The organism is Flavobacterium pygoscelis, assembly GCF_023162025.1.
Lineage (GTDB): Bacteria > Bacteroidota > Bacteroidia > Flavobacteriales > Flavobacteriaceae > Flavobacterium > Flavobacterium pygoscelis.
The window spans coordinates 364,193-389,495 of record NZ_JALNUB010000003.1; the positions used below are offsets into that span (position 1 = coordinate 364,193).

20 protein-coding genes are annotated in these 25,303 nt (G+C 32.3%); all 20 read right to left on the reverse strand.

Going from position 1 to position 25,303, the window contains the following annotated elements; all coding sequences use genetic code 11:
• Positions 1-338 precede the first annotated feature (338 nt).
• Entirely contained in the window at positions 339-1,286 is a 948-nt protein-coding gene (locus MW871_RS06110; RefSeq protein ID WP_248427959.1) for an NAD-dependent epimerase/dehydratase family protein, read from the reverse strand.
• Positions 1,264-2,517, reverse strand: coding sequence for a glycosyltransferase (locus MW871_RS06115; RefSeq protein ID WP_248427960.1), 1,254 nt, complete (start codon positions 2,515-2,517; stop codon positions 1,264-1,266). The genes MW871_RS06110 and MW871_RS06115 overlap by 23 nt, the downstream gene beginning before the upstream one ends.
• 21 nt (positions 2,518-2,538) lie before the next feature.
• The gene (locus MW871_RS06120) at positions 2,539-4,074 is read right to left on the reverse strand and encodes a lipopolysaccharide biosynthesis protein (protein ID WP_345799449.1); all 1,536 of its coding nucleotides are present in this window, start codon (positions 4,072-4,074) and stop codon (positions 2,539-2,541) included.
• Between the two features lie 48 nt (positions 4,075-4,122).
• Positions 4,123-5,400: a hypothetical protein gene (locus MW871_RS06125; RefSeq protein WP_248427962.1), complete on the reverse strand. Its 1,278-nt coding sequence runs from the start codon at positions 5,398-5,400 to the stop codon at positions 4,123-4,125.
• On the reverse strand, positions 5,400-6,434 hold the full coding sequence (pseI, locus tag MW871_RS06130; protein WP_248427963.1) for a pseudaminic acid synthase: 1,035 nt from the start codon (positions 6,432-6,434) through the stop codon (positions 5,400-5,402). The genes MW871_RS06125 and pseI overlap by 1 nt, the downstream gene beginning before the upstream one ends.
• Positions 6,431-6,901 (reverse strand): GNAT family N-acetyltransferase, encoded by a 471-nt coding sequence (locus MW871_RS06135; protein WP_248427964.1) that lies wholly within the window; start codon positions 6,899-6,901, stop codon positions 6,431-6,433. The genes pseI and MW871_RS06135 overlap by 4 nt, the downstream gene beginning before the upstream one ends.
• Entirely contained in the window at positions 6,895-7,455 is a 561-nt protein-coding gene (locus MW871_RS06140) for a GNAT family N-acetyltransferase (RefSeq protein ID WP_248427965.1), read from the reverse strand. The genes MW871_RS06135 and MW871_RS06140 overlap by 7 nt, the downstream gene beginning before the upstream one ends.
• Before the next feature lie 9 nt (positions 7,456-7,464).
• On the reverse strand, positions 7,465-8,772 hold the full coding sequence (locus MW871_RS06145) for an aminotransferase class III-fold pyridoxal phosphate-dependent enzyme (protein WP_248427966.1): 1,308 nt from the start codon (positions 8,770-8,772) through the stop codon (positions 7,465-7,467).
• Between the two features lie 2 nt (positions 8,773-8,774).
• On the reverse strand, positions 8,775-9,536 hold the full coding sequence (locus MW871_RS06150; protein ID WP_248427967.1) for a glycosyltransferase family protein: 762 nt from the start codon (positions 9,534-9,536) through the stop codon (positions 8,775-8,777).
• Positions 9,524-10,396 (reverse strand): aldo/keto reductase, encoded by an 873-nt coding sequence (locus MW871_RS06155; RefSeq protein WP_248427968.1) that lies wholly within the window; start codon positions 10,394-10,396, stop codon positions 9,524-9,526. Before MW871_RS06155 ends, MW871_RS06150 begins: the two co-directional genes overlap by 13 nt.
• Positions 10,386-11,585, reverse strand: a complete 1,200-nt coding sequence (gene pseC, locus MW871_RS06160) for a UDP-4-amino-4,6-dideoxy-N-acetyl-beta-L-altrosamine transaminase (RefSeq protein WP_248427969.1) — start codon at positions 11,583-11,585, stop codon at positions 10,386-10,388. The genes MW871_RS06155 and pseC overlap by 11 nt, the downstream gene beginning before the upstream one ends.
• Entirely contained in the window at positions 11,585-12,598 is a 1,014-nt protein-coding gene (pseB, locus tag MW871_RS06165; protein ID WP_248427970.1) for a UDP-N-acetylglucosamine 4,6-dehydratase (inverting), read from the reverse strand. The genes pseC and pseB overlap by 1 nt, the downstream gene beginning before the upstream one ends.
• A 46-nt stretch (positions 12,599-12,644) precedes the next feature.
• On the reverse strand, positions 12,645-13,697 hold the full coding sequence (locus MW871_RS06170) for a Wzz/FepE/Etk N-terminal domain-containing protein (RefSeq protein ID WP_248427971.1): 1,053 nt from the start codon (positions 13,695-13,697) through the stop codon (positions 12,645-12,647).
• A gap of 391 nt (positions 13,698-14,088) precedes the next feature.
• The gene (locus MW871_RS06175) at positions 14,089-16,494 is read right to left on the reverse strand and encodes an SLBB domain-containing protein (RefSeq protein WP_248427972.1); all 2,406 of its coding nucleotides are present in this window, start codon (positions 16,492-16,494) and stop codon (positions 14,089-14,091) included.
• A 726-nt stretch (positions 16,495-17,220) separates the two neighbouring features.
• A complete protein-coding gene (locus MW871_RS06180) occupies positions 17,221-18,225 on the reverse strand; it encodes a mannose-1-phosphate guanylyltransferase (RefSeq protein ID WP_188049978.1) in 1,005 nt (334 codons plus the stop codon).
• 57 nt (positions 18,226-18,282) lie between these two features.
• Complete coding sequence (locus MW871_RS06185; protein ID WP_248427973.1) at positions 18,283-19,566, reverse strand: nucleotide sugar dehydrogenase; 1,284 nt, start codon at positions 19,564-19,566, stop codon at positions 18,283-18,285.
• Positions 19,567-19,723: 157 nt separating this feature from the next.
• Positions 19,724-20,197, reverse strand: coding sequence for a UpxY family transcription antiterminator (locus MW871_RS06190; RefSeq protein WP_188049976.1), 474 nt, complete (start codon positions 20,195-20,197; stop codon positions 19,724-19,726).
• Between the two features lie 114 nt (positions 20,198-20,311).
• On the reverse strand, positions 20,312-21,703 hold the full coding sequence (locus tag MW871_RS06195; protein WP_248427974.1) for a UDP-glucose 6-dehydrogenase: 1,392 nt from the start codon (positions 21,701-21,703) through the stop codon (positions 20,312-20,314).
• Positions 21,704-21,824: 121 nt separating this feature from the next.
• Positions 21,825-22,808 (reverse strand): SDR family oxidoreductase, encoded by a 984-nt coding sequence (locus tag MW871_RS06200; RefSeq protein ID WP_248427975.1) that lies wholly within the window; start codon positions 22,806-22,808, stop codon positions 21,825-21,827.
• Between the two features lie 31 nt (positions 22,809-22,839).
• Positions 22,840-25,287: a polysaccharide biosynthesis tyrosine autokinase gene (locus MW871_RS06205; protein ID WP_248427976.1), complete on the reverse strand. Its 2,448-nt coding sequence runs from the start codon at positions 25,285-25,287 to the stop codon at positions 22,840-22,842.
• Positions 25,288-25,303: the final 16 nt, after the last annotated feature.

Consider the following 25,303-nt stretch of genomic DNA (forward strand, 5'->3'; position numbering starts at 1 on the left):
ACTAACTAGCAAAGCAATGGCTAAAAGTACGTATAGAAAATTATAAATAACTTCTGCTAAAGTACCCCCAGAAAAAATCCAATAAACTGACAGTACAATGTAGAAGATTAATATCGGCAAATAAAATCGGATAAAATATTCTTTAAATGCTACCGTAAAAAGTGAAAAAAAAACTATAAAGAGAAACAATGACACTCTAGTAGCCGTTGGGACATAAATAGATGCTATAAAAGGAGGATGTATTAATATAAAAAAGCTTATTAAAACTACCAGTATCAAAGCTATTTTATTATACTTAATCTCAGTCATTTTATGAAAATCTAAATTGAATTAAATAATTAGTTTAATCTTTCTCTTTCAAACAATATTGTTTTCTGAATCGCATCATTCATATCTACAAGTTTTAACTTGTAAAAAGATTTCATCACTGAAACATCTAAACAAAAGTCCTTAACATCAGTAGTTTTAGAGCCAACATAATTTACTTTTAAATTTGGCATGTAAATCTTAATAATTTCTAAAATTTTGTTTAATTGATGTGTTTCGCCCGAACCAACATTAATCGTTTTATTTAATACTTTTTGCTCTACTAATGCAAAAATAACCTTAACTAAATCATCAACAAAGATATAGTCCTTAGACTGCAAACCATCTCCCCAAATTTCTACGGGCTCTGAAAGCAATGCCCTTCTTATAGCAATATTAATAACACCTTGTTTCTCTGAAGAATGAAATTTACCAAAAGGATTAGAAACTCTTAAAATTAAATAATTAATTCCATTTTGTTTCTGATACAATCTAATGTAATTTTCAATTGTTAATTTCACTACACCATAAGAGCTGACAGGATTACAAATTTCATTTTCAGAAATTTTTTCTAATTTTTTTTCTCCATACACAGCTCCTCCCGAAGAAAGATATACAATTGATTTGCATTCAAATTCTTTCATGATATCTAGTAATCCAATAGTGGCTATTAAATTACCATTGATATCACATAATATATTATTACCAGAAGTCAATGGTGTAGTCGAAGTAGCAAAATGAAAAACTTTTGTAAAATTCCACTTAGAAAACAAATTAATTAATACAGTTTTATCTGTAAAATCTCCCGTAATATATACAACATTATTACTTGGTTCTCTTTTTAAAGATCTTGATAAAACGACAAATTTATAATCTGAAAAATCATTATTCTTCAATACAAAATCGATTAAATTGGAACCTATAAACCCACTCCCACCAATTAACAATATTGTTTCTTTAACTAGCATAAACTTGTTCATAAATAGATTTCAATTTCAGTCCATAACTTTTAGGGCTGTAATTAGTATAACTTTTTTTAGCATTTACACCTAATTGTAATCTTAATTCCTCGTCATTATACAAACGGAAAATTTCGTTTGCTAGATCATCCCTAAACGTGCTTAGATTATTTTCTATTAAAACACCATTTACATTTGTTTGTATAACTTGTGATATTCCAGCAAAATTAGTCGAAATAATAGGCTTACCGTACCCTAAAGCAGACAATAAAACTAAAGGCATATCTTCGTCTCGAATAGATGGCAACACAAACAAATCAGATGCTGAAATAAAATCTTCACTATTATTTCTGTATCCTAATAAAAATATATTAGAATTCAATCCTAATTCATCAATACTTTTAATTAAAAATGCGTCGTCTTCACCATTTCCCACAAAAACACAAAACAACTTTTTTTTAGAAACCAATTGTTTTTTATACAAATCTGATAAAGCATTTATTAAATACCGTTGTCCTTTACGTTCCGATAAAAATGCTACCTGAACAATTAAAAAACAATCCGAAGGAAGATTCAATTCTCTAATAATTTGCTCCCTATTAACTTTTACTTCAGGCAATGGAACGCAATTGCTAACAACTAATATTTTATTAGGATTAAAATTTCTTTTTTCTACTAATTGTTCCTTCGCTTTATTTGAAGCATTGATAAAGCAAGCTACAGAGTTATGAATAAATTTATCATATAGTCTTTCGAAATAACCTTTGCAGTTTCTGGCCTGATTATTAACTTGATAGATAATTTTACGCTGAATAGTCAAGTAGTTTGCAACAACTAGAATGTTACAGCTTTTTGCAGCAGGGTATCCACCATTATTGATATGAATTAAATCTGGCTTTGTTTTTAATAACATAAATATCAAAACCAATAAATTCCATATAAAATAAAACCCTATTTTTTCAAAAAGAAAAAAAGGAACTTTAACTATTTTTTTCAGTACTGAAGGTATCAGGACATTGTTAATATGATGAAATAAAGTTTCATTTGACAACAAAATCAAAGGGTAACTACCTACTCTTCCTAATAGTTCTTCATTTTTAAGTCCTAATTCATAGCCTTTATGCTTTCTATAACTATATAAAAAATTAAAATTTTTATTTAAAACTTCATTTTTTAGTAAGAAAGCCATTAACTTCTCACTTCCACCGTATATATAACAATCACTAAAGACCAGTATATTAAGTTTACTCATATGGTAATAATATTATAAAAACTAACTATTTTTTAGTAGTCCCAAAGTTTTAGTAATTTGTTCTCTCCATTTTTCTGAAACAAAATATTGTAATAAAAAAGAAACAACAATCAATGATCCAGTAGCAGCTGCCACAGTTAATAAATTTATTTTTGATTTTTCATGTGGCAGGTAGTCTCGAATCAAAAATGACGCTACGATTAAAAAAATAATAGGAAGAAGCATTGGCAAAAATATCTTTCTTAAAGATTCTGAAATTGTCAATTTCAGATAATCAATCATCAACCTATATAAAACAATACCTGAAAATAAAAAAGCCACCAATTTAAATAAAGCAAACGAATGTACACCCAAAACATTTATTGTGAAGAAAATCCCAATCCAAAAAACAAAAGGAAGTATCGTATTTACAAAATACAATGTTTTTTGACGTTCCATGGCTATTAACATAAAATTAGTGGGATAACTAATAAAAGCTAAAACATTACAGAAAACCAAAAATTGAATTATTAAAACAGAGTCCGAATAATCTGTACCTACCCATGTAAACACTATAGGCCGCGCTAAAATTGCGATTACTATTATAGGAAAGACTACAACTGGAGCAAGTATCGTAACTATTTGTAAATAGAATGATTGTAAAATTGATTCATCTCCACTTCCTACAAAGTGATTGAATCGTACATTAAATGGTGAAAATAGAATGCTAAATATACTTCTAAAAAAGGTTAAGACTGTCAAACCGATTGCATAAATAGCTACTTGATTAGCCCCTAAAAATTTACCGATTGCTACTGAATCTAACTCGTAATAGAATATCCAGGAGATCGTTATAAACAGACTTGTAAATGCTAAACTTTTTGTTTGATCAAACACAGCTTTATTGAAATGCATAGAACGGAATAATAATCTAAAATTATAATTATACCTCTTTCGCGCTATAAACAACGTAACTATTGCTGCCAGTAAATTTATGATTTGTGTAAACAAAAAATATCCAATAATATCATAGTTACCTTTTCTAAAAAACCATATAACAGAAAGTATTTTGAGCATGCTCCCTATAATATTGACTCTCTGAATAATAAAATCCTCCATTCGCGTACCAAAAATCATTTGCAAAAGACGTTGAAGCAAAGTAGTTGGTGTGAAAATTGCTAATATCAATAATAAAGTTGAAGCAATATGAATTTCACTGTAAGTATATAGTCCTTTAACCAATAAGGCAGGTTGTAAGCTAAATGCAAAAAACACAATTGAAAATAAAACAAGGAAAATTAACAGTATGAAATTAGTAAAGGCGATTACCTTAATTTCTCCATCTATATCACCTTTAGCAAAATATTCGGCTACATATTTTTGTCCCGCTCCCATAAATCCCAAATCAGCATAGGAAAGAAAAATTGCAAAAGAAATACAAATAGAGTATACACCATAAGTATTAGGGTTTGATGTCAAATATGGAACTACAATAAACATTGACAAGAAGTTCAATATAATTGATAATACTTGCCAAATATAGATTTTTAAATAATTTTTTGTATATGATTTTTGCACTCTTTTGTTTTTGCTTGATTGGATTACTATTTATTAATAAAGAATAGATTATTTATCTGCGTTTATAATCTTTAAGAATCTCTCCTCATCATTCAAATCAACACTTAAAAAGTCATTTAGTTTATCATAGCAAATATTATGGATAGGATTATTAATGTTATAAAACATATCTTCAAAACTATTTGATAATTTCACGAACGAATCTCCTGTAAATGGAGATACTAAAGGCATTCCTTCTAATGTAAGTCCGTCAAAAATTGGGTCATATAAAATATAATTTTTATCCATTTTTAAAGCATCAAAAAGCATCGTTGATGTTGGACCTATAACAAGACTCGCTTTAGATAATGATTCCTCCTTTGAAAGGGAGTCTATTGTAAAAAAATCATCTGTAAGATTTCTTAAATAAAAATCCGCACTTTCAGATGGATGAAGCCTCAATGTTGCTTTTTCTACACCAAGCTTTTTTAAATTTTCTTTAACCAGTTCCGTATAATACAAAACGGTCGACCTTTCTGTTAAAACAAGTTTTGATGAATCGGAAGGCACACCACAAGTGGCCTTGGTAATTACTAATACATTTGTTAAATCTGATTCTAGCGTTACTGGCTCAAAAGAAGAATACAACGGGTGCTTAGCTGTTAATATTTTTTCTTCTATAACACCTGCATTTTTATACAATTCTTTAAGTCCTTTGCCCCATACAATAAGATAATCAGCCCTATTATCATCAACTTGATTGTACCTTGCTGGTAAACCATGTAGATAAACAAAACTTGGAATACCTTTATCCTTGGCCGTTTTTATAGTCAATTTTTCAAAAAACGCCATATCATTAGGAACTATAACAGCTACAACTTTATTTTTGGTAAATAAAACATCTAGTTCGCTTTGAAATACCTCTTTTAAATACTTAAATCTGTCCGATAGCAAAAGCCTTAAACTTCTCGCTCTAAACATTGAATTTAATTCCCTTATTATCTTTATTAGTTTCCAACTACTTAAGGAAAACTTTGCAGGCGAAAAATTCCACGGAGGCAATGTAATAATGGAATCGGGAATATTTAAATTAATATAGGCATTACTTACTATTATTTTTTTTCCTTTAGGTTTCCTAATTAGTTTATTCTTAAAATAAAAAACAAAAAAGAGTTTATCGATTACAAAACGCTTAAGTATATTTTTGTATGTTGGCTTATTAGTAATATGATGGTCACTATAATCAAATAATGCAGCATTTACATCGTTCAACAATAGATCATACATTTCATTTTCAAAATTGGAACTGATTGTATTGTAATAGTTATTTCCTAACTGTTTCTTCATTATATCATGTTCATATCAAATCGTTCGCCTTTTTCTAAGCCAGAATTCACTTTTTTACCTAAAATATCATTATAATGTTTAGGATGCATTCCAAAACCTGGTCTAATAGAACGCACGTTTTTTTCGGTAATAACCTCTCCTGCTTTTATGTCTTCCACTACATAAAGCGATCTTGAAAAATCTTTACCTTTCACTTGTTTGTCTGTCAAGGTATAATCAACTAAACCAATCGCTTTCTCTGCTTCACGTACGGCTACTACCATAGCTTTAAACTCCATTTCATCCATAGAAAAGGAAGCGTCAGGCCCACCAATAGAATGATTTAAAATAAAATGTTTTTCAATGATTTTGGCACCAAAACATGTTGCAACAACAGGAACAGTTGAGCCCATAGTATGATCAGACAAACCGCTTATTACATTATAGCGTTCCGCTAAATCTTTTACCATACACATATTAGCCTCTTCAATAGGGGCTGGATAACTAGAAGTGCATTTTAACAAAGCTATATCATTATTTCCCATTCTTTTGCATGCATCTAAAGCCAACTCAATGTCTTCAGTTGTAGCAATTCCAGTAGATAAAATAATGGGTTTCCCTTTTGATGCGACATATTCGATCAAAGGAATATCCGTAATTTCAAAAGAAGCAATCTTATAAGCTGGTGCATTCAAATTTTCTAAGAAATCTACTGCCGTTTTATCAAACGGAGAAGAAAAACAAACCAATCCTTCTTCAGCAGCTACTTCAAACAATTTTTTATGCCATTCCCAAGGAGTATAAGCTTCTTGATATAATTTATGCAAATTAGCTCCCTCCCATATAGTTCCTTTAATGATAAAATCATCTTTATCGCAATCAATTGTAATTGTATCTGCAGTGTAGGTTTGAAATTTAATACAATCCGCACCCGCTCTTTTGGCAGCACGAATTGTTTCTATTGCTGTATCAATACTACCGTTATGATTTGCAGAAAGTTCCGCTATAATAAAAACTGGACTTTTCTCGTTAATCGTAAATGTATCTATTTTCATTTTCTAGATTGTTTTATATAGTGAAAACTTCTAAAGTTATCATAGTCTATTATACCAATGAATTCAAATCCTGCATTTTCAAATGCACGTTTGGAACCTAAATTACTCTCTTTTATATAGGCATTGATCAAAAAATCAGGATTTGTATTGCAAAAAGAATCTGTTGCCATTTCTAGCATTTTTTTTGCATAGCCATTACCTCTATGGTTTTTATCTATAGAAATACCAATTAGAGCTTGATTTTGATTTTCTTTCTGAATTCGTATCTGACCAACAGCTTCTTTTTTATTATTCTCAAATAAAAAAAAGGTACAATTCTCATCTATTAATTTAGATTCAAACCATTGTTTATGCTTATCTAAACTTATTTTATTGGAATTAAAAGATTGTTCCCTAACTACATTATCATTTGCCCAATCAAAATAGAGTTCCAAATCTTCTATCTCTGCTTTTCTAAAACTCAACATTTAATATTTTTTTTAGAGTGAATAATAACATCAATAAATTCCCCACCAAAAAAACAATGTTGTTCTAAACTTGCCTCTTTTGAGAAACCCGCAGATTCCAAAACACTATATAAATGTGGTCTAAGATCAAAAGCATAAGTAAATATTTTATGAAGATTTAATTCTTCAAAAGCAATTTTCTCAATTAATCCTAAATAATTTTTCCAATGAAATTGAAAATAATTCTCTTCTAACTCGGTATTCATAATAAACGAAATCTCCGCATTTTTATCAAGCCAGTTGATATGAACTAATCCACCATATCCAATACAGACATCATTCTCTAAATAGGAAAACAAGATTTGATTTGGTTGGTCAGCATCAAATAATTTAGAAATTACATTCAAAAAATAATTATCTTGATCCTCAGCAGTCAGTGGTTTATTTTGTCTCAAATGGTAAATCTGTTCGTTTCTCCATTTTAAGATTTCCATGCGATCTTCAAACCTTATCGGCACAATAGAGAAATTCCCATCTCCGAAATTTTGTTTATGTAATACCTTGTAAGAGTTCATAAGATAACTTTAGTTTAATCTTTTAAAACCTGAGTGACAGATAGGCCCCTCAAGTAAATCTTCAATTTGAATCTCACCAGCCTCACATTTAGCAATTTTCGCAAAAACTTCTTCTAAATTAGAAAAATACAATTCGAATTCGCTTTCAGTATGCGCTGTAGAAGCATAAAAATTGGTACTTGCCAAAATTCCTTTCTTCAACATTTCTTGAGCTATTAATGTTTTATAAGACAAAGCATCTTTGCTATTAAAACTATAAGTGCTTAATGCCGGAATTCCAGCAAGAGTAATATCTAAGTGATGTAGATTAGCCAAATTCTGCCATCCTTCTTGCATCTTTCTTCCATTTGCTGTAATCACCTCCCAAGACTTAAGTCGCTCCATCTCTTTTAAAGTGGCTAAAGCAGCGGTAGGACCAATACGTTCCGTCCAGAATGTACTACTTATAAATGTAGTTTGAGCTGCTTCCATAACCGATTTTTTCCCTACGACAGCAGTTAAAGCATAGCCATTACCAATTGTCTTTCCATACATAGCCATGTCAGGTTCCACACCATATTTCTGATAAATTCCTCCGAAAGTCTCTCTAAATCCAGAAGTACATTCATCAAAAATTAAAACAATATTTTTTCTTGTAGCCAACTCTCTTACTTTATGAAGAAAATTATCTTCTGGACCAAAATTACGAACCACTTCCATTTTTATTACTCCTATATCATTATTTTCTACGATAGAAAGTAATTCTTCGTAATTGTTATAATTAAAAGGAAATACCGAATTTTTAAGATTCTTAGGAACTCCGTTAGGGCTTAAACCTGGAATTAAATGTCCTGACAACTCATCGCCATCATTATGATTAGCAGACAAATACCAATCGTGCCATCCATGATAGCCACAAATAGCCACTTTATCTTTACCCGAAGCTGCACGGGCAATGCGTATCGCGATAGCATTTGCTTCTCCTCCACTCCTTGCAAAACGTACCATATCTGCCCATGGATTAATTTCAATTAACTTTTCAGCTAAATAAACTTCTTCGGGGCAACTCAACGTACTCATATTGCCTTTTTTAACCGTTTCTATTACGGCTGCATCCACAGCATCGTTACCATAACCTAATGTATTGGTACCAATTCCCATAATAGACATATCTATTAATTCATTACCATCTAAATCCCAAATCTTACATCCTTTTGCTTTAGAGAAGTAAGATGGCCAGTGTTCGGGAAGAAACATCTCTGGTCTTTTAGATAACAACATTGTTCCCCCTGGAATTAATGTTTTCGCTTTTTTATATAATTCTTGTCCTTTTCCCATGATTAGTCGTTTTTAAGGGATTTTACTAAGCCCTCATTTCTAATAATATTTCCGTTAATTGAATTTAAATTATTGTCTATTATATAGTTAGTGTACCCCAACCAAGATTGACCAGTTCCCAAATCAGTAATCAATTTATTGATTAAATCAAAATCCTTAGGCTCATCAACTGTCATTCGTATTTCAGAAAAATCATAAGCGCATGGAAAATTGATGGAATTGAACAAATTACCCCCGTTAAAATTGCTATTTACTCTTATAAAAGGAGTAACATGCTCCCGCTCTGATTTTAGTTTAGCTTCTTTCCAAGCTAACTCAAGTGCAGAAAATTTAAATACTTCAACATCTTGTCCATCGGGAAAATTCTCAATTAATCCATTGGAACAGTAATCAACATCATTAAGTTGCGCACAGGCAATAACTGCATCTACCATTTTGGGATCGAGTAAAGGGCAATCAGAAGTAACCCTAATAATCCATTGTGGCTTAAATTCCTTAGCAGCTTGATAAAACCGATCTAAAACATCAGATTCAGACCCCCTAGCTGTTGCAAATCCCCAATTTTCACATAATGAAATCAATATGCTATCTTCTATGTTTGTTGTTGTAGCAACAAGAATTTTATCGACATTTTTGCATAAGCTCAAACGATCCAAGTGTATCTTGAGTAATTCATTTCCTTGAACTTTTAATAAAATTTTTCCCGGAAGACGGGTGCTACCAGTTCTTGCCTGAGTTATTAAAAGAGTATTTATTGATTCCATAAAGAAGGATTTAATAAATCTACATTATTTATAATAATTGTGTCAATGATACTTTTTTCAGATTCATTCAAAAAAGGACCAGAATAATTTAAATTTAATTTTAATTGTTCTATATTATCGACTCCAATTAAAACACTATCAATATTTTTTTGTTTCAGACAATAGTCTAAAGCAATATTTTGAATGGAAACTCCAGTTTGTTTTGATAAATTATGTATTGCATTAAGTGGTTCTGATAAGGACTCTGCTATTTTGTTTCCACTATCAGTCGATAAAAAGAAGAGCCCTTGCAAAAAAGCAGATCTTGTATGTATAATTTTATTTTTGGATTTGGCTAATTTTAACAAATCTCCTCTTTGATAGATGTTATCAAATAAATTAAAAGGCAATTGAATAATATCTACATTAATGTCTTCAATAACTTCTTTAAACTGATCATTTGTATATATAGAAACACCAATATGTTTGATTTTACCTAAATCTTTAAAATGCTTTAATTTTTCAATAAAAAATTGATTCTCCTTATAGGTATCAAAGGAATGAAAAAGCAAAGCATGAAGTTGAGAAACGGCAAGCTGATCTATATACAAGTCAATTTTACTTTCCAGACTATCATCAATAACATGAGGTAACTTAGTGATTACATTAAAGACTTTTTCTGGATTAGACCTATGAAAATTTCCTATAACTTCGTGAGCATTACCATAAGCTTCTGCGCTATCTAAAAAATGAATGCCCGAATCAAAAGCATAAGTTAGGATTTCATTAACTTGTTCCTGTGAAGGTTTTCCGCTATTATTGTTAATACCATACTCCAATCCAAACTGAACAGTTCCTAAAACAATCTTATTACTGTCCATAAAATTCAATGATTTTATCAATTACAAACTGTTGTTCTGAAACCGACAAAGTTGGGTACATTGGTAAACTGATACAGTTTCTATAATATTCTTCAGCGATTGGCATGTCACCCGTTACCCATCCAAACTGCTTATAGTAGGGCATAAGATGACAAGGAATATAATGAATTTGTGCAAAGATGTTGTTTTCTCTTAAGAAATTGTATAGGCCTAATCTATCTTTAACCTCTAAAATATAAAGATGATAAGCATGACCATCAACAACACCAGATTGACTTTTAATAAAGGATTTCCGAACGAACGCGTTATTATAAATTTCCGCAATTTCTCTTCTTCTTACAATACCCTCATCTGCTCTTTGTAATTGGCTTGTTCCTAAAGCCGCTTGAAAATCAGTTAATCTATAATTGAATCCTAAGGTCTGCATTTCCATGTACCAAGCAGGATAAGTTTCCGTTTCTTCTACATTCCCATTTGCAAAATACGCTGAATTAGTATAGTCTGTTTCATTTTTTGTAATACCATGTGTCCTTAATGCTAAAAGTTTTTTATATAAAATTTCATCATTTGTTGTAATCATTCCTCCTTCTCCACAAGCAATATGTTTCACCGGATGAAAAGAAAAAATCGCTAAATCAGCAAAGTTACTATTCCCACAATTTTGCTTTTCACCCGAAGCATCTTCAAAAAAACCTCCAGGTGCATGGCAGGCATCTTCAATAATCCATAAATCATGTTGATCAGCTAATTTTCTAAAAGCTTCTAAATTTGCAGCTCTTCCTGCAAAATCAACTGGAATAATTCCTTTGTATGTCCCTTTTGGTGACGCTTCTAATAGCTCTTTAACCTTGTTAATATCCAAAAGATAAGTCTCTGGATCAATATCTGAGAAAACTACTTCACCTCCGCAATAACGGACACAATTAGCCGATGCCGCAAAAGTAATAGGGGTTGTAATTACTTTATCCCCTACTTTAACATCTAAAGCTAAAGCGCACAAATGCAAGGCAGCTGTACCATTTGAAACAGCCACTGCAAATTTGCTTCCAACATAAGTGGCAAATGCTTTTTCAAACTCAATAATTTTTGGCCCTTGCGTTAAATAATCAGATTTCAATGCTGCAATGACAACATCTATATCTTCCTGTGTTATATTTTGGCGACCATATGGTATTATTTTCTGCTCCATTATATTTGAAAAGTTGGATCTAAATGTTCTTGTATTAAAGCGCGCAATGAATCTACTGTTTCCCATTCGGTATTTGTTCCTGAGTTGTAATTAAATCCATGCTCTACCAATTTGGCATCAAATTTAGATATAAAATCGGCTAATTTGAAATTTGGAACTGTTGGTAAAATAGTATAATATTTCCCTAAATCATATGTGTAAAAAGCATCCGAAGAAGTGATCATCTCTTCATGAATTTTTTCACCCGGTCGAATTCCAACTATATCCAATGTACACTCAGGAGCTACAGCAGTTGCTACATCAGTAATATTATAAGAGGGTATTTTTGGAATAAAAATTTCTCCACCCCAAGCATGTTTAATAGCATGCATCACCATATCAACTCCACCTTGGAGTGAGATATTAAATCTTGTCATGGTTACATCTGTAATAGGAAGCTTTCCTTCTGCTTTCTTCTTCATAAAGAATGGAATTACAGAACCATTAGACCCCATTACATTTCCGTAACGAACTACTGAAAATTTTATTGGATTATTTCCTTTTATATTATTTGCAGCCACAAATAATTTGTCAGAAGTCAATTTTGTAGCACCATACAAATTAATTGGCGCACACGCTTTGTCTGTAGACAAAGCTACTACACTCTCTACATTTGTCTGTAGAGCGGCATGTATCACATTTTGAGCCCCCCCGATATTTGTTTTTATACATTCATCCGGGTTGTATTCTGCTAAATGTACATGCTTCATCGCAGCGGCATGAATTACAATATCAACACCTTGAAAAGCTCTGACAAGACGTGCTTCGTCTCTTACATCTCCTAGAAAAAATCTTATTTGAGGAAATTCACTTTCAGGAAATTCCTGAGCCATTTGAAATTGTTTCTGCTCATCCCGAGAAAGGATAATTAATTTCTTAATATCAGGATAATTTTTAAAAATGTGGGAAGTAAGGGCCTTACCTAAAGAACCTGTACCACCCGTAATTAAAATTGTTTTGTTATTTAATGCCATTATTATGTTTATTTTTAAATTATTGTTAAAATAGCTTTTGTACTTACTATAAACCTTTTACCAATCGTTTAACAATTAAAAGTATTACTATCAAAAACCCTGCTAAAATCCCTCCTACCATAATCCCTTTTGCTTTTCCAAATTTTTGTTTTGGCAATGGCAAAATAGGCTGGTCAATTACTTGAATTAAAGGCGTTTCTTTTCGCAAGGCTACTTTAGCCATTTCGTTTTGTTTCACTAATTCTGTTAGAATAGCTGTATTGGCTTGTACATCTACTTGTCGTCGTGCAGAAGGTGCACGGCGTACATTTAGTGCTGGATTTAATCCAAAAGTATTGTCATTCGCTATAGCCACTCCGGTAATAGCGCCGTTTAATGCGCCACGAACTGAGTCGGTTTGTTTTTGCAGGATTGCCATATTCTGCCTTGCCTTCTTGCTTTTGGTATCAATATAAAAATCTGATACGTTTTTGACTAAAGCTTCAGTGAAGTATTTGGCAAATAATTCGTTAGAGGAAGCCATATCAATACTTATAATGGAAATTTTCTTGTCTTTTTGCCCTACAGACAATCCAGTTTTAGATAAATTATCATACATCACGCCCATTATACTATCTTGAACTCTTGTAAAGGATTTGCGCTTGGCATTAGGTAAAAATTGTAAATGCTTGAAGTTTGGATTGTTTTCCCAATTATCTCTCCATTTGTTATCTTTTATGTACATCTCCGCTAGTGAGATGGTTTTATTTTTATACACTACAGGAGTCAATAAGGTCTGCTCGACCATCGAACGGGACTTGAACAACTCTGTCAGATTTGAGCCTGTAAAGACACTTCCTCCACCGCCGCCTATGTCAAATCCAAAAGAACTCGCTAAACTACCAAGACCACCACCCCCTTTTTCGTCTTCTAAAGCGAAAGATAGTGTTGCGGTATAAATTGGTTTTTTAGTAAAAGAATACGTTAAACCTAATGCCGCTCCAATTATTCCTGCTATTACAATTATTTTCCATTGTGACAGTAGGTAATTGAACCATTCTTTTCCTTTTCCTATTAACTCCTTTAACGATATTTCGTCGCTTGGGATTTCTTCGTTCATATTGTCGGTTATGTGTTTTCTGTTATCTTATTGTTATTGATCGATTGTAATCTAAAATAAGAAACATTTGCTATTGGTTTATATTTTTTAAAACAGTGCTCTCGTTTTATTGCAATTTATTGATGCGGTTTTTTTTACTGACATTTAGACTATAAGTTGATTGAGACTTTGTTAAAATATGAAATTATCTATATCTGTTCTTGTTTTTTTAGTGAAGATCTATTGGCCTCTCGACTGCGCTCGAGGTGACATGATTATTAAGTTTAGTTACGATATTATATAAACCTCTCGACTGCGCTCTAGGAGTCAGTATTATGAAGTATAATTCATTACTATTACTAACAGGCCTCTCGACTGCGCTCGAGGTGACAGCTAATAAACAATATAAATTTTACTTAAAAGCTGTTATAATTAATAACGCTAAACTCGAAATTACACTTCCAATTCCTACCCATTCTCCAGTACTCATTTTTCTAACTTCTGGTTTTTCTGGTACTATAATTTGAGAACCTGGTTTCACTTGCGGCGAGGATCTGAAAAACAAAAAAGAATTGGTCACCGCTGCTTTACCATTTGGATAAATAATATATGCTTTTCTTCTCCATCCTTTGGCATCTACACCACCTACCGCATCTAAGTAATAACCAAAAGAACGTCCATCTTTGTATGGGATTTCAGAGGTTAAAAGTACATTGCCCGCCACTTTTACTCCTTCATTAAAAATAGCCACCTCGATCTCATCACCTGGGAACAAGGTTACATTTGCTCTGTTGTTTTGGTTTTTAACGATGGCTTTCCAATCTAAGGGTATTACTGCAAACTTTACTTCTTCTTTGAATTTCTTCTCTAATTTGCTCTGAATGCTATCTTTTTTTCCCAAATTGACATTTACATTTTGAATGTCCTCAATTTGACTTGCTTTAATCGGTCGCTTTATTTTGACACCCTCAATATTGGCTATGTCGGTTAACCCTCCTGCTCTTTGTATGATATCATACACCTTTGATTTTTTACTCACCAATGCATATTTACCCGCATAAGGTACTGCTCCACTTACTGTCACCATCTCTGGCTTTTCGTACACCGCCATCTTACGAATGCTTACGATATCAAATGGCTTTAGTTGAAAATTCTTAGCTTGCTCATTACTTTCCGGGCTGATTTCAATAGCAAACAATTCTGCTTTATTGGGATTCGTAGTGTCGATTTCCTCTGAGGTAATCATTCGGGCTACCTCGACTCTTTTAGAGGCTGAACCGGTTAATCCTCCTGCTTGGACTATTAAATCATTTAAAGTCAGATTATCGAAATAATTATATTCCGCTGGTTTTTTTACTTCCCCGTCAATAGTCACTTTAAACTCTTCTCTAAAATCTAAAATAGAGTAAATAGTAATGATGTCTTCTCTTTTCAACAGAATATCTTCCTTTGGATCTCTTTGTAATGCTTTGGCTAAATCAAAATTTACAATTTCATTTGTTAAATCTGATTTTAATCTAATGATGGTTCCTCGCTTGCTGTAGGCATCTTCTTTGAGACCTTCTGCACGTGCAATTACATCTGACACCTTCATTCCCTCAGTAAAAGAATAGAAATCAGGTCTAAATACAGCTCCTTGAATTTTAATACGGTTTTCGAATCGGTTTAAAATTTTAGTCACTTTGATCACATCACCTGATTTAGGCTGGTAAGTTTTGAATTCTTTTTCGCTGACATCTTGCACCTTAAATTCTTTACCTGTTTTTTGAACAATACTTACTGATGCGGTGTAAGCGGATTCATTGAATCCTGATGCAAATGCCAATACATCAGCAAAGGTTTCTCCTGTTTTTAATTCGAAAATTCCAGGACGCTTTAGCTCTCCCTCCATTGTCACTCTCTGACTGTATGCAGGAATTCGAATCACATCGTTGTCTTTTAAACCTACGTTTGCAGACTGATCTCCATTGACCAGAAATTTGTAAAGATCAATTTTTGCAACTACTTTATTATTACGTATCAACTCAATGTTTCTGTAACTCCCATTTTTACCTGGTCCTCCTGCTAAGTGTAATGCATTGTACACTGTTGCTAAAGAGGATACAGAATAATTTCCTGGTTGTTTTCCTCCGATAATAGTTACTTTTATGGTACGAATACTCCCTAGCGTAACACTTAATTGCGATTGACCAGAAGCTAGCGTACTGTACACTCTACTCATAGCCGATTTAATTTTTTGAGTAGCCGCCTCTATTGTCATCCCTGAGACTAAAATATCTCCTACATACTGAATACTAATCTTTCCTTCGGCACTTACTGGAATGCTCGCATTAAATTCTTGAACACCATATAAGCTTACCTGCAATTCATCTGATGGCCCTAAAGTATAATTAACTGGTGTTGCTAATTTAAGATTTGGTTCGAAATTTAGACTTGGATTGTCAAAAAGCTCAGAGCCAAAAATCAAGCTATTGACCGAATCTTTTATTTTGGGATTCACTATAGGATCTTGTTTTCTAAAAGATTCTTTTTCTTTGGTAGTATTTACTGGAGCATTATTATTTCCCGATTGAACTCTTTGTTTCAATTTCGCAAATTCAGCAGCTGCCATTCCCTTAGACAAAGCTATTGGTTCCGCTTGCTCAATTGTCATATTGTTCGCCTGTAGTTGCGACTTTAGCTTTGCAATGTCATTCGCTGATAAATTATCTACATTTAACGTACTAAGATCCGTTTTTTTTAGTAAATCTTGTGCTTGTATTGTGGTGCTTTGAAAAAGAGCAATAAGCAATACAATGGCAGTAACTATTTTTTTCATAAATTATGGTCCTGTGAAAAAAACGACTTTAATGGAGTCGTTCTCTGTTTTGAAATAATTATTTTATTTTATTAAAAAAAAACTATTAACAGCTTAAAAAGAGAGGTACTCTCATGGCTTCGCCGTAGTGACTCCCAATTTGGGTCGCTAAATAATAACTCTTTTGGCATTCATTTATTTTGAAGTTAAATCAAAAAATAAATTAAATCCTATTTTTGCAAATATACTCTTAAAAAATCATAATCGAAATATTGTTTTAAGAATCCATTTAAATAAAAATTGAACGCAAAAAAAACAAACAATAAAAGCCTATTAATCAAAAAAATACGTTTTTAAAATTAAATTTTGACACACTAAAAATCACTTCTTTTAGATAGTAAAAATGCTTAATTCTCTATTATAATTACTAGTTCTCACTGAAGAAATATGTCCAAAAAAAACTACAATTCACAATTAATCAATAAAAAACAAATTCTGTTTTTTATTACTCAATAAAGCACCTGCTTTTTTTAGGATTAAAACTTTTAACTCAATTAGTATGAGTATAAACATGCAACTCCAATTCTAAATTATTTAGGAAAAATTTAAAATCATTTTTTTAAGATTTGATTAACACACCAGACATTAAGATCTATTTATTTGCAAAAAGACATTAATGCAAAGCATTAGAATTAATTAAGAAAAATATATTAACATGCATTTTAAAATGGGTGCTAAATCTATTTTTTAATTCAACAAATCCGACTGATCTCGTTCCAGCGCATTGTAAACACTTTTTACGTCTTGAGAAAATTCTTTTTTCAAGATTAAATTAGCAGTATCGGTATGCACAAAAATAGTATCCTTGATGCCAATAAAAGCCGTATAATTATTAGTTCCTATAACCATATTCCCATTCTCATCTACTGGATGTCCGATGCTAATTAAATAATCGTATACTGATTCGAAAGAACCTAAATCTGACCATTCAAAATGAGAAGAAACTACTTTTATTTTTTTGGAACGTTCCATTATCGCATAATCCACACTGATTGAAGGGATATTTAACGAAAGTTCTAAGTCTAAATTACCGTCTTTATGGTTTTCCCAGGCTAATTTAGATGTTTCATACACTTCGGGTGCGTACACTTTTAATTCCTCCAGAAAAACAGACGCTTTAAAACAAAACATACCACTGTTCCAAAGGAAGTTCCCTTTAGCAATAAAATCACGTGCCGAAACCTGATTTGGCTTTTCTCTAAAAGAAACTACATTATCTCCTTTGCGTTCAATATATCCATATCCTGTTTCTGGTTTAGTGGGAACTATTCCGAATGTTACAATAAAGCCTTTAGAAGCCTTTTCTATTGCTTCTTGAATAGCGTCTTCGTACAATTGCATTTGACCAATAATATGGTCTGAAGGTGTTACAATAAGAATATCATCATCATTAGACGCAAAAGCAGCAAAGGCAATCGCGGCAGCCGTATTCCTTGGAGTTGACTCGATAATATCAATATAAGCTGTGTCTGATTTCTCTAATACATTTTTGCTTAAATGACAATTATCAATATTACCAACCACCATAACTTTATCCGCAATATTACGGTTTCGATCTACAGTCATTTCAAACAGTGACTTTCCGTCAAAAATATCTAGGTATTGTTTCGGTTTACTCTTTCGTGATAAAGGCCACAAACGGCTTCCCACTCCTCCTGTAAGTATAACGTGTGTAATTGAATGGTTTTCCATACTATAACTTTATAGGTTTGTTTGTTTTTATGAAACTACTATTATTTTTTGTGCAAACTATAATCGTCCATCAACGGAATGTCCTAAAACTCCTTTTACATCGTATACGATACTATTCGGATTTTGCAAATGCTTAAGGTCTAAGTTTAAAAACGCTTCATGAGCCACACCTAAAACTACAGCATCAAACTTTTCATTGGGAAGTGTATTGGTTGTTTCTAATTTATATTCTTGATAAACGGCAGCTGGATCAGCTAGAGGATCGTAAATAGTAATTGCTATTTCATAATCTTGAAGAGCAGCAATCACATCTACTATTTTAGTGTTTCGAACATCGGGACAGTTTTCTTTAAATGTGATTCCTAACATCAAAATACGCGCTCCATTAACAGAAATCCCTTTCTTAATCATCAATTTAACGATTTGCGAAGCGATGTACTCACCCATACTATCATTTAATCGTCTTCCTGCCAGAATAATCTCTGGATGGTAGCCAAACTCTTGTGCTCTTTGGGCTAAATAATAAGGATCTACACCAATACAATGTCCGCCCACTAATCCGGGTTTGAATGGTAAAAAATTCCATTTCGTTCCAGCTGCTTCTAGTACTGCGTACGTATCAATATCCATAAGATTGAATATTTTAGCTAATTCATTTACGAAAGCTATGTTGATATCGCGTTGAGAATTCTCTATCACTTTGGCTGCTTCTGCAACCTTTATCGAAGGTGCTAAGTGTGTTCCAGCAGTAATAACAGATTGGTATAATTCATTTACTTTTTTTCCAATTTCTGGAGTCGAACCCGAAGTGACTTTTAATATTTTATCAACGGTATGTTCTTTGTCTCCCGGATTAATTCTTTCTGGTGAATAACCAACAAAAAAATCAATATTAAATTTTAGACCCGAAATTCGTTCTAAAACAGGAACACATTCTTCCTCTGTTACTCCTGGATAAACAGTAGATTCATAAACAACAATATCTCCTTTTTTTAATACTTTGCCCACCGTTTCACTCGATTTATACAAGGGTGTTAAATCGGGACGATTGTTTTTATCTACTGGTGTTGGTACTGTAACAATATAATAGTTGCAGTCTTGTATGTCTAAAATATTTGTAGAACAATACAAACCATTGGAACTACTTGTTTTATCTTTTAGCACTTCTTTTAGTGATTCCGCACTAATCTCAAGGGTAGTATCGTTTGCTAACTTTAATTCTGACACTCGCTTTTCATTGATATCAAACCCAACCACACTATGCTTTGTCGCAAATAGACGAGCTAATGGCAATCCTACGTAACCAAGACCTATTACAGCTATTCTTAAATTTAATTTCATTTGTTTAAAATAATATCTATCCCGATTACTCGTATTTATACTTCGATTTTTAAAATAAGCCATTTGAACATTTTTTTGAAACGGACATCCTAATCATAAATCTTTTATTTTAAAATAAATAAAATGGATTAAGATCCTTTTCACACTATCAACGGTTTCAAACTAGACTATTTTTTTTCATCTTCAGAACACATCCCAATGATTCTAAAACCAAAACATAATGGGTGTTTTTAACTTCTTGCACAATCGCTTTTTGATCCGTAAAAGGCCCAGATACTAATTGTATTTCATCGCCAATTTTATAATATTCTACCATTACATCAGCAACATCAGAAGTATCAAGCCATTTTTTTATAATAGTTATCTCTTCCTCTCTTACAATTGCTGGTTTGCCTAACCAAAACAGATAACGTACTACTCCAGAGGATTGAAATATTGTATTCCGATCTGCCTCTTCTAATTTTACAAAAACATAAGAATTAAATAAAGGCACCTCTACTTTTTTCTTTCGATCAGACCATTGTTTTATTTGTGTGACCAATGGACAATAACATTCTATTCCATTTTTTTGTAATTGTTCTGCAACTTTTTTTTCCCATCTGGGCTTTGTATAAACTACATACCAATTCATGCTTTATCTTTTTTTGTTGTGCTCTGAAACTAATTGCACCACTTACTATAAACTATAAAAACTTTATTTTATTTGCTGTATAAACCATTTTTACACAAAATAGCCTAATTAAATTTACGAACCTATATTTTGATATACAAAACCAATCTCGCGTAACGCTGCACCATTTAACAAATTTCTTCCATCAAAAATAAACGCGGGTTTTTGCATCGCATTATAAATTTTCTGCCAATCATAGTTTTGAAATTCATCCCATTCGGTAAGAATTGCTATCGCATGAGCATTTTTACATGCTTCATAAGGATCTAAGAAAGAGGTAATACTACTTGCATTTGCAACTGATGATCTTGTCTCTAAATAATTTAAATCATTCAGTATTTTTTCACTTGAAACTTTAGGATCATAAACAGCAATATTAGCATGTTCATTTATTAAATCATCTGCTACGTAAATAGCGGCAGATTCTCTAGTATCATTCGTATCTTTTTTGAATGCCCATCCCAAAAAGGCAATTTTTTTATCTGATACTGTGTTATATAGCGTTTGAACAATCTTATTTGAAAACCTTCTTTTTTGATGGTCATTCATTATTATTACCTGCTCCCAATAATCAGCAACTTCATTCAAACCATAAGATTTAGCAATGTAAACCAAATTTAATATGTCTTTTTGAAAACAAGAACCACCAAAACCAACAGATGCTTTTAGGAATTTAGATCCAATTCTGCTATCCATACCAATTGCTTTTGCTACCTCATTTACATCAGCTCCTGTTTTTTCACACAAGGCAGACATTGCATTAATCGAAGAAATTCGTTGTGCTAAAAAAGCATTTGCAGTTAGCTTTGACAACTCAGAGGACCAAACGTTTGTAGTCAATATTTTATCCGTATCAACCCAGTTAGAATAAACGTCTACTAAAGATTGAATTGCTTTTTGTCCTTCAAAAGTGGCATCACCACCAATTAGAATTCGATCGGGATTCAATAAGTCTTGAACCGCAGTTCCTTCAGCAAGGAATTCTGGATTAGACAAAATCTGAAATTGTACCCCATTCCCAGTGTTATCCAAGATGCTCTTAATCGCTTCTGCAGTTCTTACAGGAAGTGTCGATTTTTCGACTACAATTTTATTGTCTTTCGCTACTCTTGCTATCTGTCTGGCACAAAGTTCTATGTATTTTAAATCAGCTGCCATTCCTTTGCCTTTGCCATAGGTTTTAGTAGGTGTATTTACGGATATAAAAATAATCTGAGCTTCCTCTATCGCTTTATCCACATCGGTTGAAAAAAATAAATTTCTACCTCTAGCTTCACCAACAATACTATCTAAACCGGGCTCATAAATGGGAATATTACTTAAATCTGCATCATTCCACGCCGCAATACGCTCTGTATTCAAATCGACAACTGTGACTTGAATATGCGGACATTTTTGTGCTATTACTGCCATAGTAGGTCCGCCTACATATCCTGCTCCGATGCAACAAATCTTTGTAATTCCCATTTTTTTAATTCAATTTTTAATTTTGTACTTAGAGTGTCAACTAACCTTCTTTTCTTTTTATTTAAAAAAAAGCTACATCATCTTATTCAGCTCCAGCAACATCGTATTTGTGTATTATTTTTTATTTTAAATTGTTCCAATACCATTCAACAGCTTGTTTTAGTCCTTCTTGCATAGAAAATTGTGGATTATAGCCCATCATTTTTTTTGCTTTGTCAATACTTGCTAAGGAATGCGGAATATCTCCTGCTCTATTTGGACCATACTCAATCTTAATATTGGCTATTTCTGGATCGTATTCTGATAAAAATTCTTTTAAATAATGTATTAAGTTATTTAATGTATTTCTATCTCCATAAGCCGTATTGTAAATGGAATTGATTGCTTCAGGATTTTGGGTTAACATCGCCAATTCATTCATTTGAATCACATTATCGATATAAGTAAAATCACGAGAATAATTACCATCGCCATTGATTTTAGGGCTTTCGTGCTGCATTAATTGCATCACAAATTTTGGAATAACAGCCGCATACGCGCCATTTGGATCTTGTTTTCTTCCAAAAACATTAAAATAACGGAGACCAATTGTTTCTAGACCGTACGTAATGCTAAAAATTTGAGCATACAACTCATTTACATATTTGGTAATTGCATAAGGAGAAAGCGGATTACCAATTACCTCTTCTACTTTTGGTAGGGCAACTGAATCCCCATAAGTAGAAGAACTTGCTGCATATACAAATCGTTTAACTTTTGCATCTCTAGCAGCAACAAGCATATTCAAAAAACCGCTTACATTAACATCATTTGTAGTAATAGGATCATTTAAAGATCTTGGCACAGATCCTAAAGCGGCTTGATGCAAAACATAATCTACTCCTTGGACGGCAGTTATACAATCCGAAAGATTACGTATGTCTCCTTCAATTAAAGTAAAATTAGGATGATTGATGCAATCTTTTAAATTATGTCTGTGTCCGGTAGCAAAATTATCTAAACAGACTACTTTATTATCCTTAGATAAAAAATACTCACAAAGATTTGAGCCTATAAAACCCGCACCACCAGTAATTAAAATAATTTTTTGTTTGCTCTCTTCCATATTTTTATTTTTGAGATAATCGATAGTGAGTTTATTTTTTTATAATCTTTTTTACAATCTTTTGGTATGTCGTCATTGGCTTATCATCTTCATAATATCCATTTGCATAAGCACCATAGCCGTAACCATAGCCATAACCAGTGCCGTACTTCGCTTTGTTTTCTAGACCATTCAAAATTATACTGGTATTATTTAACTCCCCTCGTTTTACTCGATTATTTAATAAGGTAATCATTTCTTTTTTAGTGAAATTTTGTCTTACAATATAAAGTGTAACATCAGCATATTGTACGAGTTCTAACGCATCAGAAACTAAACCAACCGGTGGTGTGTCTAGAATAATGTAATCGTACTTGCCTTTTAATTCTTCAATCAGTTCTCCCATTCTTTCACTAATAATTAGTTCTGCAGGATTTGGAGGAACTGGACCGGATAGAATCACATCTAAATAAGGAATATGAGTTTGGTTGGTAATTTCTTCCACCGTTTTTTGCTTAATTAGATAATTAACAACCCCAACATCATTAGATAAATTAAACTCAGCGGCTAATTTTGGCTTACGCAAATCAAGTCCAATTATAACTGTCTTTTTTTCACTTAAAGCAAATACTGTTGCTATATTTATGGAACAAAAAGTTTTTCCTTCGCCACTTATTGACGATGTAATCATTAAAGTTTTTGCCCCATCTACATTTTGTTTTTTATACAGAAACTGAAGTGAAGATCGAATGGCTCTAAAGGATTCTGACAAAGCCGATTTGGGTTTATCAAATACCGCTAGATTTGTATTTTCTTTATTGATTCCAACCACGCCTATTAATGGTATTTTAGTCATTTTACTAATATCTTCAGCGTTTTGAACTGAATTATTAATAAAGAAAATTGCAAAAATAAAAATCAAGGGGATCAGTATTCCTAAGAATAATGCTAATACATAATTTGCAGAAGTTTTTGGGCCAATTAAACCACCTCCAACATCTTTTGCGGGGTCAATAAAGTGAATGTCTGATAAATTTGCTGCCTTGACAATATCTGCTTCACTTCGTTTTTGAAGAAAAGTGCTGTAAATATTGTCGCTTAAATCATATTTCCTTTTAATTTTAATTAATTCTTGCTGATCCTCTGGAAGTTGCTTTATTGTACTTTCAGTTTCGTTTATCTTACTACTAATCATAGCCAGATCATACTGCAAAGAAGCCTTGGCACTAGCAATATTTTCTAGAAGAACATTTTTTACAGCCTCCATTTGATTATCAAAATCACTAAATATCTTTTCGCTTTTTACGGCATAGGCCATTTCAGATCTTTGAGCAGATAGCGCTATTAATTTTGAAACATTGACAACAATATTTGGATCTTCGATTCCTGCCACTGATGGCGCTGGAAGTTTTGCATAATTGACACTATTTTTTAGGTAGGATTTTAAAGAATTATAATAGGCAATTTTGCGATTTACCTCGTCCTTTTTGACGTCAAATTCAACTATTTTTTCTGAGAATTTTACTCCACCATCCTCAACATCGTAAATATTTTTGCCTTTCCTAAAACTCTTTAATTCATTTCCGGTCTCTTTCAATTGAGACTCCATAGCCACCAAAGTACTATCTATAAAGGAAATCGTATTCGTAGCAAACTGATTCTTACTATCCAATTGCCTTTTGATCAGCATTTTTACAGTAGCATTCAGGTATTCTACCATTCTTGCTTTATTATTCCCTTGCATCGACAAGGTTATAATAGAACCTCCTTTGTCATCAGATCGAACTCCAATCCCTTTATAACTAGAAACTGTCCCGTCATAATCATTAAAACGAACAAAGTATTCTTTGCCTTTATAAAAACCTGGATTGTCATTTATTTGTAATTTCCAATTCAAAAAAGGCAAAGACACTGACTCACCTACTTTATATTTTTTTACGAAATCACCAATTTCAACAGCTGTATTGCTGTAGGAATTAGTAGAATAAGTTAATATAGATACATTTGATGTAGCAAATGGAATTCTAAGTTCATATTCATTTTCACTTAAAAACTTAATGCCAATTAGATTTCCAACAAGTTGTCCCTTTGACTTATCGATTGTCACGTAAAAAGGAACGGCACCATAAGCATCTATTAAATTGTATTTTCCTTGAACTAAATAATCAATATAAAACTGGAGCTTATCTACCACTAACTCATTATGCGATCTAGACTGTAAAGTTGTTGAAATAGTTTGTACCTGATCTGATGTTCCACCCCAATTAAAAACTAGGCTGGTATTTGAGGTAAAAAGTGGATTGCTTTCTTCTTTGACAGAAATAAGCGTTTCCATAGCATAAATTTTTTCTTTGCGTACGTTGACTTGATACGCAATTGTAAAAGTGATTATTAAACAAATTAAAAACCATTTCCAATAGCTGACAATTTTAATCAAAAACCCTTTGAAGTCAAAATTGACTTGATTTTCAAAAATTGAAAAATCTTTTATATCTAACATTTTCTATGTAAGGTTT

Bases quoted from the DNA above. Each gene is read 5' to 3' on its own strand.
- MW871_RS06110 (WP_248427959.1), bottom strand. From the start codon at position 1,286: ATGAACAAGTTTATGCTAGTTAAAGAAACAATATTGTTAATTGGTGGG.
- MW871_RS06115 (WP_248427960.1), bottom strand. From the start codon at position 2,517: ATGAGTAAACTTAATATACTGGTCTTTAGTGATTGTTATATATACGGT.
- MW871_RS06125 (WP_248427962.1), bottom strand. From the start codon at position 5,400: ATGAAGAAACAGTTAGGAAATAACTATTACAATACAATCAGTTCCAAT.
- pseI (WP_248427963.1), bottom strand. From the start codon at position 6,434: ATGAAAATAGATACATTTACGATTAACGAGAAAAGTCCAGTTTTTATT.
- MW871_RS06135 (WP_248427964.1), bottom strand. From the start codon at position 6,901: ATGTTGAGTTTTAGAAAAGCAGAGATAGAAGATTTGGAACTCTATTTT.
- MW871_RS06140 (WP_248427965.1), bottom strand. From the start codon at position 7,455: ATGAACTCTTACAAGGTATTACATAAACAAAATTTCGGAGATGGGAAT.
- MW871_RS06145 (WP_248427966.1), bottom strand. From the start codon at position 8,772: ATGGGAAAAGGACAAGAATTATATAAAAAAGCGAAAACATTAATTCCA.
- MW871_RS06150 (WP_248427967.1), bottom strand. From the start codon at position 9,536: ATGGAATCAATAAATACTCTTTTAATAACTCAGGCAAGAACTGGTAGC.
- MW871_RS06155 (WP_248427968.1), bottom strand. From the start codon at position 10,396: ATGGACAGTAATAAGATTGTTTTAGGAACTGTTCAGTTTGGATTGGAG.
- pseC (WP_248427969.1), bottom strand. From the start codon at position 11,585: ATGGAGCAGAAAATAATACCATATGGTCGCCAAAATATAACACAGGAA.
- pseB (WP_248427970.1), bottom strand. From the start codon at position 12,598: ATGGCATTAAATAACAAAACAATTTTAATTACGGGTGGTACAGGTTCT.
- MW871_RS06170 (WP_248427971.1), bottom strand. From the start codon at position 13,697: ATGAACGAAGAAATCCCAAGCGACGAAATATCGTTAAAGGAGTTAATA.
- MW871_RS06175 (WP_248427972.1), bottom strand. From the start codon at position 16,494: ATGAAAAAAATAGTTACTGCCATTGTATTGCTTATTGCTCTTTTTCAA.
- MW871_RS06180 (WP_188049978.1), bottom strand. From the start codon at position 18,225: ATGGAAAACCATTCAATTACACACGTTATACTTACAGGAGGAGTGGGA.
- MW871_RS06185 (WP_248427973.1), bottom strand. From the start codon at position 19,566: ATGAAATTAAATTTAAGAATAGCTGTAATAGGTCTTGGTTACGTAGGA.
- MW871_RS06190 (WP_188049976.1), bottom strand. From the start codon at position 20,197: ATGAATTGGTATGTAGTTTATACAAAGCCCAGATGGGAAAAAAAAGTT.
- MW871_RS06195 (WP_248427974.1), bottom strand. From the start codon at position 21,703: ATGGGAATTACAAAGATTTGTTGCATCGGAGCAGGATATGTAGGCGGA.
- MW871_RS06200 (WP_248427975.1), bottom strand. From the start codon at position 22,808: ATGGAAGAGAGCAAACAAAAAATTATTTTAATTACTGGTGGTGCGGGT.
- MW871_RS06205 (WP_248427976.1), bottom strand. From the start codon at position 25,287: ATGTTAGATATAAAAGATTTTTCAATTTTTGAAAATCAAGTCAATTTT.